This is a genomic window from Bradyrhizobium frederickii (assembly GCF_004570865.1).
Lineage (GTDB): Bacteria > Pseudomonadota > Alphaproteobacteria > Rhizobiales > Xanthobacteraceae > Bradyrhizobium > Bradyrhizobium frederickii.
On the sequence record NZ_SPQS01000004.1, the window covers coordinates 39,079 to 55,763 of the forward strand.

21 protein-coding genes are annotated in these 16,685 nt (G+C 65.6%); 8 read left to right on the forward strand and 13 right to left on the reverse strand.

Going from position 1 to position 16,685, the window contains the following annotated elements:
• Positions 1-117: 117 nt before the first annotated feature.
• The 3 genes from E4K64_RS07940 (at position 118) to E4K64_RS07950 (ending at position 2,917) form a co-directional block, all read left to right on the forward strand.
• On the forward strand, positions 118-1,113 hold the full coding sequence (locus E4K64_RS07940; RefSeq protein WP_135163027.1) for a Tim44 domain-containing protein: 996 nt from the start codon (positions 118-120) through the stop codon (positions 1,111-1,113).
• A 154-nt stretch (positions 1,114-1,267) separates the two neighbouring features.
• Positions 1,268-1,951: a lectin gene (locus tag E4K64_RS07945; RefSeq protein WP_135163028.1), complete on the forward strand. Its 684-nt coding sequence runs from the start codon at positions 1,268-1,270 to the stop codon at positions 1,949-1,951.
• A 258-nt stretch (positions 1,952-2,209) separates the two neighbouring features.
• Complete coding sequence (locus E4K64_RS07950) at positions 2,210-2,917, forward strand: glutathione S-transferase (RefSeq protein ID WP_135163029.1); 708 nt, start codon at positions 2,210-2,212, stop codon at positions 2,915-2,917.
• A 27-nt stretch (positions 2,918-2,944) separates the two neighbouring features.
• Here the strand turns inward: E4K64_RS07950 and E4K64_RS07955 are convergent, their stop codons facing one another.
• The 3 genes from E4K64_RS07955 to E4K64_RS07965 form a co-directional block, all read right to left on the reverse strand.
• Positions 2,945-3,619 (reverse strand): methyltransferase family protein, encoded by a 675-nt coding sequence (locus tag E4K64_RS07955; protein ID WP_135163030.1) that lies wholly within the window; start codon positions 3,617-3,619, stop codon positions 2,945-2,947.
• A gap of 113 nt (positions 3,620-3,732) precedes the next feature.
• Complete coding sequence (locus E4K64_RS40200) at positions 3,733-3,906, reverse strand: hypothetical protein (protein ID WP_167771876.1); 174 nt, start codon at positions 3,904-3,906, stop codon at positions 3,733-3,735.
• A 330-nt stretch (positions 3,907-4,236) separates the two neighbouring features.
• Complete coding sequence (locus tag E4K64_RS07965; RefSeq protein WP_135163032.1) at positions 4,237-4,710, reverse strand: hypothetical protein; 474 nt, start codon at positions 4,708-4,710, stop codon at positions 4,237-4,239.
• A gap of 210 nt (positions 4,711-4,920) precedes the next feature.
• On the opposite strand from E4K64_RS07965, the gene E4K64_RS07970 reads away from it, so the two are divergent.
• The gene (locus E4K64_RS07970) at positions 4,921-6,576 is read left to right on the forward strand and encodes a fumarate hydratase (RefSeq protein WP_135163033.1); all 1,656 of its coding nucleotides are present in this window, start codon (positions 4,921-4,923) and stop codon (positions 6,574-6,576) included.
• A 159-nt stretch (positions 6,577-6,735) separates the two neighbouring features.
• On the opposite strand, the gene E4K64_RS07975 is transcribed toward E4K64_RS07970, so the two are convergent.
• The 6 genes from E4K64_RS07975 to E4K64_RS08000 form a co-directional block, all read right to left on the reverse strand.
• Positions 6,736-7,650, reverse strand: a complete 915-nt coding sequence (locus E4K64_RS07975) for an SH3 domain-containing protein (RefSeq protein ID WP_135163034.1) — start codon at positions 7,648-7,650, stop codon at positions 6,736-6,738.
• Positions 7,651-7,665: 15 nt separating this feature from the next.
• Complete coding sequence (locus E4K64_RS07980) at positions 7,666-7,962, reverse strand: hypothetical protein (RefSeq protein ID WP_135163035.1); 297 nt, start codon at positions 7,960-7,962, stop codon at positions 7,666-7,668.
• 105 nt (positions 7,963-8,067) lie between these two features.
• Positions 8,068-8,622: an inner membrane-spanning protein YciB gene (locus E4K64_RS07985; protein ID WP_135163036.1), complete on the reverse strand. Its 555-nt coding sequence runs from the start codon at positions 8,620-8,622 to the stop codon at positions 8,068-8,070.
• Between the two features lie 12 nt (positions 8,623-8,634).
• Positions 8,635-9,210 (reverse strand): hypothetical protein, encoded by a 576-nt coding sequence (locus E4K64_RS07990; protein ID WP_135163037.1) that lies wholly within the window; start codon positions 9,208-9,210, stop codon positions 8,635-8,637.
• Between the two features lie 76 nt (positions 9,211-9,286).
• Entirely contained in the window at positions 9,287-9,550 is a 264-nt protein-coding gene (locus E4K64_RS07995; RefSeq protein ID WP_135163038.1) for a hypothetical protein, read from the reverse strand.
• A gap of 61 nt (positions 9,551-9,611) precedes the next feature.
• On the reverse strand, positions 9,612-11,009 hold the full coding sequence (locus tag E4K64_RS08000; protein WP_135163039.1) for a carotenoid oxygenase family protein: 1,398 nt from the start codon (positions 11,007-11,009) through the stop codon (positions 9,612-9,614).
• 106 nt (positions 11,010-11,115) lie between these two features.
• Here E4K64_RS08000 and E4K64_RS08005 point away from each other — a divergent pair, with 106 nt between their 5' ends.
• Complete coding sequence (locus tag E4K64_RS08005; RefSeq protein ID WP_135163040.1) at positions 11,116-11,844, forward strand: TetR/AcrR family transcriptional regulator; 729 nt, start codon at positions 11,116-11,118, stop codon at positions 11,842-11,844.
• 15 nt (positions 11,845-11,859) lie between these two features.
• Here E4K64_RS08005 and E4K64_RS08010 read toward each other — a convergent pair whose 3' ends face one another.
• Entirely contained in the window at positions 11,860-12,462 is a 603-nt protein-coding gene (locus tag E4K64_RS08010; protein WP_167771877.1) for a hypothetical protein, read from the reverse strand.
• Positions 12,463-12,625: 163 nt separating this feature from the next.
• Between E4K64_RS08010 and E4K64_RS08015 the strand changes: the two genes are divergently transcribed.
• On the forward strand, positions 12,626-13,192 hold the full coding sequence (locus E4K64_RS08015) for an SET domain-containing protein (protein WP_135163316.1): 567 nt from the start codon (positions 12,626-12,628) through the stop codon (positions 13,190-13,192).
• Positions 13,193-13,346: 154 nt separating this feature from the next.
• Here the strand turns inward: E4K64_RS08015 and E4K64_RS08020 are convergent, their stop codons facing one another.
• Positions 13,347-13,745, reverse strand: a complete 399-nt coding sequence (locus E4K64_RS08020) for a hypothetical protein (RefSeq protein WP_135163042.1) — start codon at positions 13,743-13,745, stop codon at positions 13,347-13,349.
• A gap of 34 nt (positions 13,746-13,779) precedes the next feature.
• Complete coding sequence (locus E4K64_RS08025) at positions 13,780-14,010, reverse strand: hypothetical protein (RefSeq protein WP_209311949.1); 231 nt, start codon at positions 14,008-14,010, stop codon at positions 13,780-13,782.
• A 100-nt stretch (positions 14,011-14,110) separates the two neighbouring features.
• Between E4K64_RS08025 and E4K64_RS08030 the strand changes: the two genes are divergently transcribed.
• Together E4K64_RS08030 and E4K64_RS08035 are read left to right on the forward strand one after the other, a co-directional pair.
• Positions 14,111-14,932: a helix-turn-helix domain-containing protein gene (locus E4K64_RS08030; protein ID WP_135163044.1), complete on the forward strand. Its 822-nt coding sequence runs from the start codon at positions 14,111-14,113 to the stop codon at positions 14,930-14,932.
• A gap of 41 nt (positions 14,933-14,973) precedes the next feature.
• Positions 14,974-15,798: a helix-turn-helix domain-containing protein gene (locus E4K64_RS08035; protein ID WP_135163045.1), complete on the forward strand. Its 825-nt coding sequence runs from the start codon at positions 14,974-14,976 to the stop codon at positions 15,796-15,798.
• Here E4K64_RS08035 and E4K64_RS08040 read toward each other — a convergent pair.
• Positions 15,786-16,586 carry a thioesterase family protein gene (locus E4K64_RS08040; protein WP_135163046.1) on the reverse strand — a complete coding sequence of 267 codons (801 nt, stop codon included), beginning with the start codon at positions 16,584-16,586 and terminating at the stop codon, positions 15,786-15,788. The two genes, E4K64_RS08035 and E4K64_RS08040, sit on opposite strands and share 13 nt — an antisense overlap.
• Between the last annotated feature and the right edge of the window lie 99 nt (positions 16,587-16,685).

The following is a 16,685-nucleotide window of genomic DNA, read 5'->3' on the forward strand; positions in this document are numbered from 1 at the left end:
CCAAATCCCCGTCCAATATGGGCTTTTGCCACATCCCCGCGACTGAGGGCCGCAGCCACAAGTTCCGAAACCGGCTTCACTTTTCGGCAAGTCTGCCCATCTTAAGCGCACGTCCCCATGCCGGGGATTTGGGAAACGAACATGAATTTCTCGCTACGCTCCCGCAGTCTCTTCAAGACGATCGCTGTCGTGCTGGCGCTTGCGCTGCCGACTGCACTGGCGATCTCGTCCGCCGACGCGCGCGTCGGCGGCGGCTCCTCGTCGGGGTCACGCGGCTCGCGCACCTATTCCGCTCCGCCCTCGACCTCGACGGCGCCGGGCTCGGCCTCGCAGTTCAACCGGACCTACACCCAGCCGGGCGCAGGCATGAACTCGGCTGCTGCCGCACCCGCGCGCGGCGGCCTGTTCGGCCGCGCCGGCGGCTTCATGGGCGGCCTTGCGGCCGGCTTCCTCGGCGCCGGCCTGCTCGGCATGCTGTTCGGCGGCGGCCTGTTCGGCGGCCTCGGCGGTCTGTCCTCGATCCTCGGCCTGATCATCCAGATCGTGCTCGTGGTGCTGGTGGTGCGGCTGGCGATGTCCTGGTGGCAGCGCCGTCACTCGCCGCAGGCGGCCTATGCCAATGCCGATGCGGGCGCAGCTCCCGGACCGCAGCCGAACCAGCGCAGCGGCCTTGGTGGCTTCGGTTTCGGCGCCAATGCCAACAATGCGCCGCTCGAGATCAAGCCGGACGATTACGAGGCGTTCGAGCGCTTGCTCGGCGAGGTTCAGACGGCCTGGTCGAACGAGGACGTGGCCAAGCTGCACACGCTCGCGACGCCTGAGATGGTCTCCTATTTCGAGCAGGACCTCGCCCAGAACCGTGCGCGCAACGTCGTCAACAAGGTCACCAACGTCAAGCTGCTGCAGGGCGACCTCGCCGAAGCCTGGCGCGAAGGCGAGACCGACTACGCCACGGTGGCGCTGCGCTTCGCGCTCACCGACAAGACGCTGGACCGCAACAGCGGCACGCTCGTCACCGGCAGCGAGCAGCCGGGCGAAGTCACCGAGGTCTGGACGTTCGCCCGCCGGCCCGGCAGCGGCTGGGAATTGTCGGCGATCCAGCAGACCAACTGATCGCAATGCGATTGAAGACAAGGGCGTCGTGCTTCGGCACGGCGCCTTTTCTTTTGCGCTCCTGCATCGCGGCATCGGAATAAGTGGGGGCGCACCGGGTTGAAATCTGGCGGCCAACGACAAACAGAACGGACAAACAGAACGGGAGGACAAGATGATCCGTATCAAGAGATCCCTGGCGATTTCCGCGCTCGCCGCGGTCCCGCTTGCATGGCTTGCGGCACCGTCGGCGCAGGCGCAGTCGGCCGACATGACCTTCTTCGTGACCTCCAGCGGCCCGGGCAAGGGCGCCGATCTCGGCGGCCTGGAGGGAGCCGACGCGCAGTGCCAGAAGCTGGCTCAGGCCTCCGGCGCCGGCGCCAAGCCCTGGCGCGCCTATCTTTCGACGCAGGCCGCCGACGGCAAGCCGGCCGTCAACGCGCGCGACCGCATCGGCAAGGGACCGTGGCAGAATGCCAAGGGTGCCGTGATTGCCAAGGACGTCGCCGAGCTGCACGGTCCCGCCAACAACCTCACCAAGCAGACGGCCCTCAGCGAGAAGGGTGAAGTCATCAACGGCAGCGGCGACACGCCGAACCGGCACGACATCCTGACGGGGACGCAACCCGACGGCACCGCGTTCGCCGCCGGCGACGACAAGACGTGCAAGAACTGGACGTCGAGCACGCAAGGTGTGGCGGTGGTCGGTCACGCCGATCGCAAGGGCCTGCGCGACGACGAACCGTCAAAGTCCTGGAACAGCTCGCACCCCTCGCGCGGTCCCGATGGTGGCTGCTCGCAGGCCGATCTGAAGAGCACCGGCGGCGACGGGCTGCTGTATTGTTTCGCTGCGAATTGAACTGACGGGCGGAGCTCTTTCCTCCGTCATTGCGAGGCGCTCGCGACAAAATTGCGTAGCAATTTTGCGCTGATACGACGAGGCAATCCAGAGTCTTTCCGCGAGACAATCTGGATTGCTTCCGCCTTCGCCAAGGCTTCGGCGGACAAGTCGCCACGCGCAAATGACGGAGGATGTCGTACATCCGTCTCGCCCTGACGGAACCTCCGGCTGCATGTTACATTGGTCCGATCGCTCCCACGCTCACGGACCCCTCCCATGAAATACGAGCTCTACTACTGGCCCGAGATCCAGGGCCGCGGCGAATATGTGCGGCTGGCGCTGGAGGAGGCGGGCGCGGCTTACGTCGATGTCGCGCGCGGAGCGCGCGGGACGGCGGCGATGATGAAGATGATGGACGCGCAGAAGGGCACGCCGCCCTTTGCGCCGCCGTTCCTGAAAGCGGGCAAGCTCGTCATCGGCCAGACCGCCAACATCCTGCTCTATCTCGGCAGCCGCCATGGACTCGCGCCGAAGACGGAGGCCGGAAAGCTCTGGGTGCACCAGCTCCAGCTCACCATCACCGACTTCGTGGTCGAGATCCACGACACTCATCATCCGCTCGGACCCTCGCTCTATTATGAGGACCAGAAGGCACCGGCGAAAAAGCGCACGGCCGACTTCTGGGACGAGCGGGTGCCGAAATATCTCGGCTATTTCGAGCGGCTTCTCGACGCGAATGGCGGCGTCTATGTCACGGGCCGCCGGCTCACCTATGTCGATCTCTCGCTGTTCCAGCTCGTCGCGGGGCTGCGCTATGCCTTTCCCAAGCGCATGAAGGCGTTCGAGACGGACATTCCGGGCCTCGCCGGCCTGCACGATCGGGTCGCTGCGCGGCCGAACATCAAGGCCTATCTCGCAAGCCCGCGCCGCATTCCCTTCAACGAGCAGGGCATCTTCCGCCGCTACCGCGAGCTGGACGGTTAGCGGTTCGGACGGGAAAAGGATCAGCCCTCACCAGACGCCGGGCACGAGGCGATAGCGCACCCGCGCCGCGTATTCGGTATAGCCCGGCAGGCCCGCGCGCAGCGTGCGCTCTTCGATGGAGATGCGGACTGCGAACAAGGCGACGAAGAGTGGCAGCATCGCAAGTCCCCACCACGACCCCAGCAGCAGCGGGAGGCCTGCGAAGAACAGCACCATGCCGCTGTACATGGGGTGGCGGACATGGGCATAGGGACCGGTCGAGATCACGTGCTGCGCACGCTCGGTCTGCAGCTTCACCACGGGGGCGGCGAATGAGTTCTCGCGGAAGACCCACATGGTGAACAGTGTCGAGGCCAGGAACAGCACGAGGCCGAGCGTCTGCAACGCAGTCGGCATGTCGGAAGATTGAAAGCGCCGGTCAAGCCCCATCACGACCAGCCAGGCCAGCATCACGAAGACGAAGGCCGTCATGAACATCTTGTCGGCGGCGGGCTGATCCTTTTGCAGCACCGGGCGCAAACGTTCGGCCAGCAACGCCGGATCGATCCGGTAGAGCCACCAGCCGCAGAGCGGGCCGAGGAGCGCGGAGGTGGCGAGGGACGTCCAGGCCGACGGCCACTGCAGTGTTCCCGCGGATGCGAACAGCACCGCGCCCATGGCGACGACGAAGACCGTGTTCTGCAACAGCAGGCGTGCGATCATGCGCAGGTCCCGGGTGAGCGGCGCACGATATTGGTGCAGCTATCCGGCAAAGATGCGGCCGGACGCGCGAAAGGCCCGATCGACCGGATCGGGCCCCTCCGTGGCAAGCCTGCTCAGGCCAGCTGATCGATCCGCGTGCCCTGACCCGGTGGCAGCGGCACGGGCGGCTGCGGCTTGTAGGTCGGGTCGGCGTCCTTGGTCTTGGTCTGATCGTCCTGCTGCTTGGTCGTGTCGTAGCTGGGAACCACGATCGCGATCGGCGGCGGTGCTACGGTAGAAACCTTCATCCGCAAATCCTCACACATGGAAACAATTGAGCCTGCCCTGCGAGGCGCGAAAATTCCTTCAAGGCAATCGTTAAAATGCGAGGGAGTTGGTGGTGAGACGGCTATTTTTGGGCTTCATCCACGCTGAGCGAGAGCGATGACAATTCTCTCCTCGTCATTGCGAGGAGCTCGCGACAAAATTGCGTAGCAATTTTGCGCTGATGCGACGAAGCAATCCAGGCTGTCACGGTGGAAAGATTCTGGATCGCTTCGCTGCGCTCGCAATGACGACGGTCGGATGCACGAAGCCCGTGCGGCGAGTTTGTAGCAAGCGAGAGGTTGAGCCGCCGCCTATTCGTCCTTGCCGCGCGTGATCGCGATCGACGCGTCCGTCTTGGTGCGCGTGCATTCCATGTTGAGGCGCCGGTAGCGCATCGTGATCTTGTCGCCGCGGAGCAGGCCCATGCGCTTCAGGCAGCGTGTCGCGCCGGTCGTGGTGTCGTCCTTGGTCACGGTGAAGACGATCGCCGCCATCGACCCCACCAGCCCGTAGAATTCCGGCTTGGGCTTGCGATCGCCCTTGGCATAGAGCTCGATCGAATATTTGTCGCCGCGGCAGGCGACCGACAGCTCCTTGGCCGCCGGGTGCGAGAGGTAAACGACGTTGCGTGCCCGGAAATTCACCTTCAGGCGGTCGACCTGGTTGGCCAGCTCCTTGGCGCTGTCATCGCAGCGGTCGGCCCGGGCCGGCGAGGTGAGGGTCACAAGGCCGGTGATGGCGGCGGCGACCAGGATCGCGCCGCGGACGTTTAGTTTCAATGTCATGATGAAAAGCCCCTTAGGGCGCGCATTCAAGCGTCGGCGGACGCGAAGCGCAAGGGTGGGGTCCGGCCTTTCCACGTGCTGCGCCACGCCTTCCCAAATGCCCGCGCCGCCCTCTCTCATGCGTCCCGGTCCCTTCCTTTTCCGTCCAAAATGGGCTTAGAACGCTTCTATGCGAGGGCCCGCGCGTGGCCCCAAACCCCGGATTCGCCCATGAACGCCCCGACCGCCTTCCCCGACCAGTCCAAGCCCGTTCCCCCCTACAAGCACACCCCCCTGTTCCCGCTGGGCAAGGACGAAACCCCCTACAAGAAGATTTCGTCCGAGGGCGTCCGGGTGGAGAAGGTCCTGGGGAAAGACATGCTGGTGGTGTCGCGCGAGGCGCTGCGGGCGCTGTCGGAGGCGGCTTTCGGCGACATCAACCATTATTTGCGCCCCGGCCATCTGAAGCAGCTCCGTGCCATCCTGGAGGACAATGAGGCCAGCCCCAACGACAAGTTCGTCGCGCTGGACTTCCTGAAGAATGCCAATATCGCGGCCGGCGGCGTGCTGCCGATGTGTCAGGACACCGGCACCGCGATCATCATGGGCAAGAAGGGCTGCAACGTCATCACCGACGGCGATGACGAGGCGGCGCTGTCGGAAGGCGCGCGCGATGCGTACCTGCGCCGCAATCTGCGCTACTCGCAGGTCGCGCCGCTCTCGATGTACGAGGAGAAGAACACCGCCAACAACATGCCGGCGCAGTGCGAGATCTATGCCGAGGGCGACGATGCCTACAAGTTCATGTTCATGGCGAAGGGCGGCGGCTCCGCCAACAAGAGCTTTTTGTTCCAGGCAACGCCCTCGGTGCTGACCAAGGACCGGCTGCTCGCGTTCCTGAAGGAAAAGATCCTGACCCTCGGCACCGCTGCATGCCCGCCCTATCACCTCGCCATCGTGATCGGCGGCACTTCGGCCGAGCTCTGCATGAAGACGGTGAAGCTTGCCTCGGCGCGCTATCTCGATGCGCTGCCGACCCACGGCTCGCCTGACGGCAACGCCTTCCGAGACGTCGAGATGGAGAAGGAAATCCACAAGATGACGCAGTCGCTCGGCGTCGGCGCGCAGTTCGGCGGGAAATATTTCTGCCACGACGTGCGCGTGATCCGCATGCCGCGTCACGGCGCATCGCTTCCCATCGGGCTCGGCGTGTCCTGCTCGGCCGACCGCCAGGTGCTCGGCAAGATCACCAGGGACGGCATCTATCTCGAGGAGCTCGAGCACAACCCGGCGCAATATCTGCCGCAGGTCGAGCAGTCGCTCGGCGGCGAGGTGGTCAAGATCGACCTCAACCAGCCGATGAAGGACATTCTGGCGACGTTCTCGAAATATCCGATCAAGACCCGCGTCTCGATGACCGGCACCATGATCGTCGCGCGCGATAGCGCCCATGCCAAGCTGCGTGAGCGGCTGGAGAAGGGCGAGCCGCTGCCGGATTACTTCAAGAACCATCCGGTCTATTACGCCGGGCCCGCCAAGACGCCCGAAGGCTACGCCTCCGGCGCGTTCGGTCCGACCACCGCCGGCCGCATGGATTCCTTCGTCGACCAGTTCCAGGCCGCCGGCGGCTCGATGGTGATGGTGGCCAAGGGCAACCGCGCCCCCGCCGTGCGCGAGGCCTGCAAGAAGTATGGCGGCTTCTATCTCGGCTCGATCGGCGGCGCCGCGGCCAATCTCGCCGAACACTGCATCAAGAAGGTCGAGGTGCTCGAATATCCCGAGCTCGGCATGGAAGCGATCTGGCGCATCGAGGTCGTCGACTTCCCCGCCTTCATCATCATCGACGACAAGGGCAACGACTTTTTCAAAGAGTTGAATTTGGGCTGAGGCTAGTTCACCTCGCCCCGCTTGCGGGGAGAGGTCGGACTTTGCGCGTGGCGCAAAGTCCGGGTGAGGGGGACTCTCCACGAGTCCAACTGTCGCCGTCCTTGCGGAGACTCCCCCTCACCCCAACCCTCTCCCCGCAAGCGGGGAGAGGGAGAATACTCAACTGCAATTTGTGACCTGGTTGGAGCACAGCGCGCGCCACCAGCCGCGCACGCCGTCGTGACTCTCGACCAGCCCCCAGAAGCCGCTGCAGGCCAAGAGGCGCTTCGGCCCGCCGTCGCCGTCGATCGGGCCGCCGAGCTCGCGCTGCGCCGGCATCCATTTAGCGTCGACGAAGGGCGCCTGGAACAGTCCGCCCGCGCGCGTGTAGCCATTGGCGTAATTGGCGCCGACCTTGTTGGAGGCGACCCAGCCACGCCCGGCATAGGGCTTTGGCGCGTTGCGCGGATATCGCTTCTCGTCCTCGTAATCCTTGCCCGGCGGCTTGGCCCCTTCGATCAGGAACCAGCCGTTCTTGAAGCCGATGATGCGGAATTCGGTGAGCCAGCCGCCGTCGGGCGTATTCTCGGCGCCGCCGAGCTTGAGCCGGTAAGGCGGCGGCAGCGTGCCGAGCACGCGCCCTTGCACCGACGGTTCGGCGCGCACGTTGAGGCCTTTGGGATCCTGGTCGATGGACCAGGCGCCGAGAGCGCAGGGCTCGGCGCCCTCGGGCAGCGATGAGCGCTTTTCGGCGAGCTCGGCGTGCAGCTTGGCGAAATCGCTGTCGTCGTCATCGCGATCGTTGCGCGGCTTCAATTCGGCTGAGACCGCGCGCGTCGCGTCCGGCGTCAGCGTGACGACGAGGCTCTGACGCGCGGCGAACACGCTGGCCGGCGTCTTCGGATCGTTCGATGTCGCGGGATAGACGGCGAGATAGCCGGTCGCACCTTCCGTGCGATAGGCGAGGCCGGCGACGTAGCCCGCCGGCACCAGGGCGAGCGCCCTTGCGCGCCACGCCGGTTCGGTGTCGTCCGCGCGCGCCGCTTGGATCGCGACGCACAGCGTCGTCGCCGCGATGAGACGGAGCATGCGCATGATCGCTGCGCGGCCTTACGCGCGCGCGCCCGTGAACGGGAAGCTGCCCATCGGGCCGATGCCCATCTCGCCGCTCATGCCGTCGCCGGAGACGGTGCCGGTGAATTCCAGCGTGAGCGGCATCGGTTTGTCGATCGAGACCTTCCAGGACACATTGTCGCCGGAGACGGTGCCGTCGAAAATCTCGGCGGTATTGCCTTCCGCGCCCTGCGTGCCCGTGAGCGTGCCGCCCGCGGCCTTCAGGCTCAGCGTCGCCTGGCGTTCGCCCATCGGCGTCGTCATGGTCAGATTCCAGTTGCCGTCTACGGCCATTCCCGTCTCCCGAACAAATCCCGGCGGACCGCGACGATCCGCGGTCAGTCCCGAGCGAGCCTATAACCCAACTCGCAGCTCCTGCCTAACGCCCGAATAGGGCATTTAGGCGCGGGCGGCGGCGCGCCGGCGGCTGGTGACGATGAGCCTGAGAACGACGTATTGCAGGGCAAAGGCCAGGATCTTGGCGCCGCCGGCGACGACCGTGAGGTAGAACGCCCAAAGCTTCAGATCGCCGGTGGAGGCGACGACGATCATGCCGGCGCCGAGCACGAACATCAGCGCGGCCCAGGCATAGCCCGCAGCCGTCACATATTCCGGAACGGTCTCGACGACCATCGGCGGCATGTAGCGCAGCATCCAGCCGCGCTTGAGCATGATGAGGCCGATCGCGAAATGCGCGATCGAAGGCTTGGCCATCATGAAGCGGGGATCGTTGGTCAGCAGCGTGATCGTGCCGAGGCCGACGACGAGCGCGAGGCTCGCATACGTCATGTAATTGAGTTGCTGCCCCTTGATGCGCGCGTGGATCACCTGCGCGACCGCGCCGGCGATCGCCACCGACGTCGCCAGGATGACGTTGTCGGTGACGAGATAGATGACCAGGAAGAGGATGGCGGAGAAGAGATCGGAGGCGAGGCGGGCGAATACGTCCTTCATCGTCAATCCTGTTCAGCGGGCGTTCGGCAATGCGCGGGCCGGCGTACCGTACTTGATCTGGCGATACTCGGGATACCATTTTGTGAAGTAAACCGCGCTGTTCCGAGCGGCGAAGGCGACGGCAAGGCTCGACCAGAGCGGTAGGCCGGGGACGTAGATCAGCACGAGATTGGCGGCCGCCATCAACAGCACGGCGACGGTCCAGGCGCCGGTGATGACGTAATTGGCATGGAGAAAGCCGGGCATCGCCGCGGTCTCGGCCGGCACCGCTTCCAGCGCATATTGCAGCGTGAAAGGACGGCGGACCAGCATCGAGCCGAGCGAGATGACGAAGATGCCGATGTCAACCGCCAGCTTGACGCCGAGCGTGCCGAACTGCGGATCGAGTAGCGCGAGGTAGAGCCCGATGGCGGCGAACACGACCGCCGAGCCCGCGGGCAGGGTCTTCACCGAGCGGCCGCGCACGACATCGATCGCGACGGTTGCGAGGCAGATCGCGGAGGCCGCGAACACGCTCCAGGCGGCTGACGTCACCATCATCAGAAAGGTGAAAACGCCGTAGGGCGCGAGGATCAGGAAGATCGCCATGGGCCGCCTCGGTCAGGAAAATCTTTACGATGTAAAGATCGATAGTTCAGGAGCGCCGCCGGGTCAAGTGAAATCTTTACAGTGTCAAAATAACGTAGGCGGCGTGTAAAAGCTGAATGGCCGCAGTCGCTTGGTCGGACACCTCTGCGGCGATTTCGGCCCACGGCAGGTGCGACAAAACGGGCAGCGCGCAGGCGATCGCGAGGCCGAGGGCGAGCAGGATGCCGCCGTTGAAGATGACCTGGCCGCTCCGCCACAGCCGGATCATATGGAGGGCAGCCACGGCGCAGAGCAGTGCGAGGACGGCAAGGAGGTCGGGGGTAATTGCGGGCATCTGCATGCGGTGCCTCCTTGGTGACACGTCCGTGCTGCGGCTTCGGGGCGCCCCGGAATGACGGGCGCTACTGCGCGCCCACCCAATTGCCGTGAAAGCCATCGGGCACGCGGTGGCCGAGCTGCACCAGCGCGACGGGACCCGCCTCGACATCGGTGGCGTTGAACACCGCGAGGTCGCTGCGGTTCTCTCGCGCCCGCCAGATCACTGCGAGCAGCCAGCCGTCGCCCTCGGTCGCATCCTTCGATCGCTCGACGAACACAGGCTCGGAGATGGTGTCGCCGGCGGGCAGCAGATAATGGCCGAGCCGCCTTCCGTTGCCGTCGACATGGACGACGCCGGAGAGCGCGCCGAACATCGGCAGTTTCGGATTGGCGCAGGCGTACCAGCCGTGACGGTTCTTCAGCCCGGCGCGGCGGTCGTCGATGCGGGGGAATTCGCCGGTGAGATCGTCAAGGTAGGTCTGCTGGAAGCGGTCGGTATTGCCTGAGAGGTCGAACGTCCAGCGGCAGTGCCGGGCGCGCGACTTCTCCGGATCGGTCGGCCGACCGTCGGGATGCGGAAACAGCGGCGCTTCCTCGAACTGCATGACGTCCGCGACGATGCGATTGTCGTCCTCCCACGCGTTCATGACGTGGAAGACGTAGCAGGCTTCGGCACGGAACCAGACGATGTCCTTTGCCGCGCCGCTGCGCTTCATCACGCCGACATAGGCGCCCTTGTCCGGCTCCCAGGCGTAGGGCGGCCGCCCGCTCATTGCGCGCTCCATGCTGCCGGTAATGGGGAGGATCGGAAACAGCACATGGTTCGCGGTGACGATGAAGTCGTGCACCATGCTGGCATAGGGCGCCTCGAACCGCTCGAAGCGAGTCGCCTTGCCGGAGGCATCGATCGAGCCGTAGGAGAGGGCAGAGGTCAACGGCCCGGCGGCGTTGTAGCCGAAGAACACGAGCTCGCCGGTGATGGGATCGATCTTCGGATGCGCGGTGAAACTGCCGGCGACGCGGCCCTGATAATTGTGATAGCCGCGCGTCGCCAGCGTGCCCGGCTCGATCTCGGTCGGTAGATGCGCCTCTTCCAGCGCGAGCAGCTTGCCGGCATGGAAGATGATATTGGTGTTGGCGACGCCGCCGTCGGTGAGATCAGCCGGCGCATCCGGCAGCTTGCGGCCGAAGCCGCCGAACAAAGCGCGGCCGGCGTCGTGCTCGGCAAGCCATTTCGGCGTGCGGACCCAGCGGTTGCGGTAGCTGGCGCGGCCGTTCTCGAGGTGGAAGGCGTGCAGCATGCCGTCGCCGACGAACCAATGCGCGCCGGGCGAAGAGAACTGCGGATTGGGACCGTTGCGATAGAGCGTGCCGTTCAGATCCTGCGGCAATTCGCCGATGATCGTCAGGAATGGCGCGTCCGCCTCGAACGGGATCGGCGCGATATTGTTCCGGCGCTCGGCGATGGCGTCGTGCTGCACGGGCATATCCTCCGTATCTTTACATCGTAAAGATCAAATAGCGTCGATTGCCAATCCGGTCAAGCGAAATCTTTACACTGTCAATATTGCGTCATATAGCTTGCAAATGATCAAGACCGACACCAAGAGCGAAGCCGCACGAAGGCCGCGTGCCTCCAGAAAAACGACGTCGACCGCGGCATCGCGTCCGGCACGCCGGACCACGAACGCGAAGACTGAGGCGCCATACCATCACGGCGCCTTGCGCGAGGCGCTGCTCCAGGCCGCCGAACGGGTGCTGGAACGCGACGGGCTCGCGGGCCTCACACTACGCGCGGTGGCACGCGAGGCGGGCGTTTCGCACGCCGCGCCCACCCATCATTTCGGCGATCTCACCGGGCTTCTGAGCGAGCTTGCGGCGGTCGGCTTCTGCCAGTTCAACGCAGCGATGGCCGCGTCCTGCGATGCCGCCACCACGCCTCTCGAAGCCGCGCTGGCGCGCCCGAAGGCCTATGTCGCCTATGCGCAGGCCCATCCCGGGATGTACGGCATCATGTTTCGCACCGAGCGGCTGGATTATTCCAGGCCCGCACTGCACGAGGCGGCAGAGGCCTCTTTTGCCGGGCTTGCCAATGCCGTCGGCATGATGCGGCAGGAGCAAATCAGCGGCGACGCGCTGACGCTGAACCAGGGCGCCGCCATCGCACGCGCCTGGTCGATGGTGCACGGCTTCACCATGCTGCTGCTCGACGGACGTCTCGAGGACATCCTCGAGCGGTTGCCCGAGGGGACCACGGCCGAACGCCTGCTTGAGGCGATGCTGACCGCGCCCGTGTCCCCGAAGCATCCCGTATAGCGCCGTTTGGGGTGCCTAGCGCATCGTCGCAAGCTCGACGGCGCGGCCGCGCGTGCCGATGATCTTCACCTCGTCCTTGCCGCAGGCGAAGCCACGGGCGAAATCGTCCGCGGCCTTGCGCGCAAGCTCATTGGCAGTGGGATTGGCGATCGCATCGACATAGGCGACGTGGCAGACCGGGCCGGGCGGCAGCCGGGTCACGACCAGCATGGCTTTGGTATTCGGCCGTCCCTGCTTGTCGGGATCGCTGTTGTCGGCAATGTGCCAGCGCTGGATGATCGCAAACGGCTTTGCGCCCACCGCGCGCCATTCGATCGTGGTCTCCGACGAATTGAACGGCGCGAACCGGGCCTTGGCCGCCGGTTCCTCGGCGGCTTGCTTGCGATTGCGGCCGACCGAGACGATTTCGCGAAGATCGTCCTCGGCAATCAGCACCAGGAGGCCGTTCATGCCCGGACATGCCCGCGCGGTACTGCCGTCGAGCTCGCTGGCTCTACCGATCTGGCTGCAATCTTTCGGCGCCGTCGAGGTGTAGATGCTGCCCACGGATTGGGCCTCGGCGCTGTTCAGGCCGATGCAGGTCATCAAGACGGCAAGACCTGTGCTGGCGTGGTTCATCATGAGGCCTCGAGGGAGTGGGAACTTCGTCCCATCAGACGTCTTGATTGTGGGCAAGGTTCAAACTGCGACGGGATATACCTGACAGCGCCGCGGAATCGTTCTAGAAGAGCGGCTTCGCTTGGGCTTCTCCCGCCTCGTTCGCGTCCTCATTCTCTCGATCATGCCAGCCATCTCGAACAAACCTTATCGTGTCGGCCGCTCCAAGACCGGACTCGGCCTCTTCGCCACCAAGCCGATCAAGAAAGGCACAAGGATCATCCGCTATTTCGGACCGATCCTGGATTCGCGGATTCCAGCGCACGACGAGATCGAGAACAAGTACCTGTTCGAGCTCAACGGCCGCTGGACCATCGACGGGTCGGTGCGCAAGAATCTCGCCCGCTACATCAATCATTCCTGCCGGCCCAACGCCGAGTCCGACGTCCGGCCGCGCGAGCGCAAGGTGTTCATCCGCGCCATCAAGAACATCGAGCCGGGCGACGAGATCAACTACGATTACGGCACCGATTATTTCAAAGCCTATCTGAAGCCGATCGGCTGCAAGTGCGATTCCTGCGAGAAGAAGCGCAAGAAGCTGCGCGCCGAGGCGCGGGCCGAACGTGCCAAGGTGAAGGCGCGCAGCGAGCGCAAGGCCGAGAAGGCGGGCGCGAAGGGCCTTGAGAACAAGGCCGCCAAAAAGAAGAAGCTCAACGGTCACGCCGTCGGCAAGGCCGGTGCGCGGGCGTAGCCTGCGCTTCCAGCTCCGCTGGTATGCTAAGAAGGAGCGCATCGTCAGGTGTCATTCCGGAGCGATGCGCAGCATCGAGCCCGGAATCTCGAGATTCCGGGCTGGTGCGCGAGCACCAGACCCGGAATGACGGTGACTTGACGGTGACTTGGCCTCACGCCGCCGCCACGCTCCCGCTCCTCCGCAATCCCACATATTGCAACTCTGCGAACACGCCCGTGGCGATCGCCTGCGCAACGACCATGAGCTGGCCGGCGAGGTTCGGCGACACCGCGCCGGAGAGCAGTAGCGCGATGCTGCCGACGGTCCAGGCCGCGTTGCCGACCACGACCAGCAGCACGAGCGCCTTCGCCACGGCGGCGCGCGAAGCGAGCCAGCCGACCAGCGCGGCGTAGGCGATCAGGAACAGGCCGGTCTCGCGCAGCAGCGCCTCGGGCAGGTTGAACAGCGCAGCGAACGTGCTCGCGCCGAAGGCGAAGCCGAGGGCGGCGACGCCGCTGAAGACGGCATCGGCCAGCAGGGCGCGGCGGAGGAAAGTGGATGCAACGATCATGGTCGGTCTCCTTGCTTGGGGGGTGAGGTCGAGTTCACTGCCGTCCGCGCCACCAGGCGCGGAGCCGGCGGGCGAGACGGTAGGGGCAGAGGCTTCTGCCGACGCCGTGCTCGAAGGCGATGACCTGTGCGACCACGTAATCGCCGGTCGAATGCACCAGCGGCTCGGGCATGTTGAGGCTGCGCGCCAGCATGCGGGTCGCGAGCGCCATGGCCCAGGGAACAAGGTGGTCGGCGATGGTCCGGTAGAGCAGCAGCGCGATCATGGTCATCTCCTATTGAACCGAAGATGCACGCGCCGGCTCCCCAATTCGATTACCTCGGTGGTAATGGAAGCACCGAAATTCGCATGCTAGATTTTCGGTCATGAACGCACATGCATCCACGGCACGTACCGAACGCAGCCAACCGGTCCATATCGGCGACCATTTGCGCGAATGGCGGCAGCGCCGCCGCATGAGCCAGCTCGATCTCGCGGGCGAAGCCGAAATTTCGGCGCGTCACTTAAGCTTCGTCGAGACCGGCCGCGCCGCGCCCTCGCGCGACATGGTGCTGAGGCTCGCCGAACGCCTCGACGTGCCCCTGCGCGAGCGCAACGTGCTGCTGGTCGCGGCCGGCTATGCGCCGGCATTCCAGCAGCGGCCCCTGGAGGATCCTGCCTTGAAATCAGCCCGCCAGGCCATCGATCTCGTGCTCAAAGCCCATGAGCCCAATCCCGCGCTCGCAGTGGACCGGCACTGGAACCTGGTGTCGGCCAACCGCATGGTGGCGCCGCTGCTCGACGGCATTCCCCAGCGGCTGCTCGGCCAGCCCGTCAACGTGCTGCGCCTCGCCTTCCATCCCGAGGCGCTGGCGCCGCGCACGGTCAACCTCGCGGAGTGGTGCGGGCACCTCCTGGAGCGGCTGCACCGGCAATGCGAGGCGACCGCGGACCCCGAGCTGATCAAGCTCTACAACGACCTCAAGAGCTATCCGATTCCGGCGCGCGCGGGGCCACTGTCGAGCGACAATGTCGCGATCCCCTTCAAGCTGCGCCACGAGGGCGAGATCCTGAGCTTCTTCTCCACCACCATGGTTTTCGGCACGCCGGTCGACATCACGCTGTCGGAGCTGGCGCTGGAAACCTTCTTCCCGGCGGACGAGCGCACCGCCGAACGGCTCAAGCAGATGGCGGCCAGGCTGTCATAGCGGCGTTTACAGACGGTAGCCGCCCCCACATAATCCTCGGGATGGATACACGCGCGTTCCGGCGCTTGCGGCCGGCCAACCCTGTCGGCGATCTCCTGCGCGGCTGGCGCACGCGACGCAGCTTGAGCCAGGCGGACTTGGCGTTCGAGGCCGGCATCTCGATCAAGCATCTGAGCTATGTCGAGACCGGCAAGGCGGCAGCAAGCCGGGACATTCTGCTGCAGCTTGCATCCGCTCTCGATTTGTCGCTGCGCGACCGCAATGCCCTGCTCGAGGCCGGCGGCTTCGCCCGGCAATTTGGCGAGCGCGATCTCGCCGCGCCCGAGCTTGCCGACGCGCGACGTGCCATCGATCTTCTGCTCCGGCGGCACGAGCCGTTTCCCGCGATCGTTACCGATCGGCGCTGGAACGTGAAGCAGGCCAATGCCGCCGCAACGCGCCTGATGACCATGCTGCTTGGCGCTGAGCGCATGCAGCGGCCGCTCAACCACATGCGGATGTTCCTCGCGCCGAACGAGCTCAAGCCGTTCGTCGAGAACTGGCCGGGCGTCGCGGCGGCGCTGCTGGCGCGGGCGCGCCATGAAGCGATGGCCGCGCCGCTCGACGAGGCCTTGCAATCGACCTGGCGTGAATTGATGCGGCTGCCGGAGCTCCCCGCGGTCGGGATCGGCGATCACGCCGTTCCAGGGCCGCTCTGCGAGGTGCGCCTGCGCAAGGGCGATGTCGGCATCGGCCTGATCGGCGCGGTCCTGACGCTCGGCACGCCGCAGGACGTGACGCTGCAGGAGCTTCGCGTCGAGATGTTCATGCCGGCGGACGCCGCGTCCGAGGCCGCCCTGGTCGCGCTTGCGGCTCAGGACGCCTGAGCTTGCGCGGCGTCGCGCCGCTCGAAGCTCATGGCCTGCATCACCTCGGCAAACGGGCCCTTGCGGTCGCTCAATGTCGCCGAGGTGAGGCCGGCACCGTTGGCGCCGACGCGCGTGGCGGCGCGGATCAGGATCCATTCGCCCTCCGGCGGGCGGAAGAAATAGAGGCTGATCTCGGGGTTGATGAAGGTCCAGTCGCGCATGTCGACGATCTGAGCGACGCCGCTGGAAAAGTCCGCGGCCTGCACCGCCTGCAGCAGCGGCGTGTTCGGCTCGCCCTCGACCAGCGGCGCATCGAGCCGCATCCAGGCAGCCGCCGGTCCCGGCTTCTCCAGCGCGCCCTCGATCAGCCGGACCGTGACGTTCTGGAAATAGCGGCTCCATTTCTGTGCGAAGGCCGGCGGCGGCACACCCGCCTCGGGCGCCTTGTCGGCCGCCGCGGCCCTTGCGAAAGGATCGGCGGGCGATTCTCCGCTCGGCGCGGTCAGCAGCGCCGTACAGCGGCCGATCTCGGTTTCGCCGTCCATCAGCCGCACCTGCAAGGTCTTCGCCTTGCGGCCGTCGCGCAGCAATTCGGCGACGGTCGTGAAGGCACGCAGGCCCGCCGGTCGCCACAAATCGAAGGTCAGGCGCCGCACCGCAAAGCCGGAATCGACGGCAAGACGCTCGACCTCGCGGGCCATCAGGGCAGTCGTGGCGCTACCCTGCAACATGTCCGGCGACCACGGCCCGCCGGCATGCTCCGTGGCCCGGAACTGATGGCCTTCCGGCTTGAAAATGGCGCTCATCGCGGTCTCCCTTCCTGATCCCAGGCTTGATCGTGGCCGCGAGTATCCCGGCGGGCCGGAGCCGTCACAATAACCGCAGAGGTGCAGTCGTGAGCCATG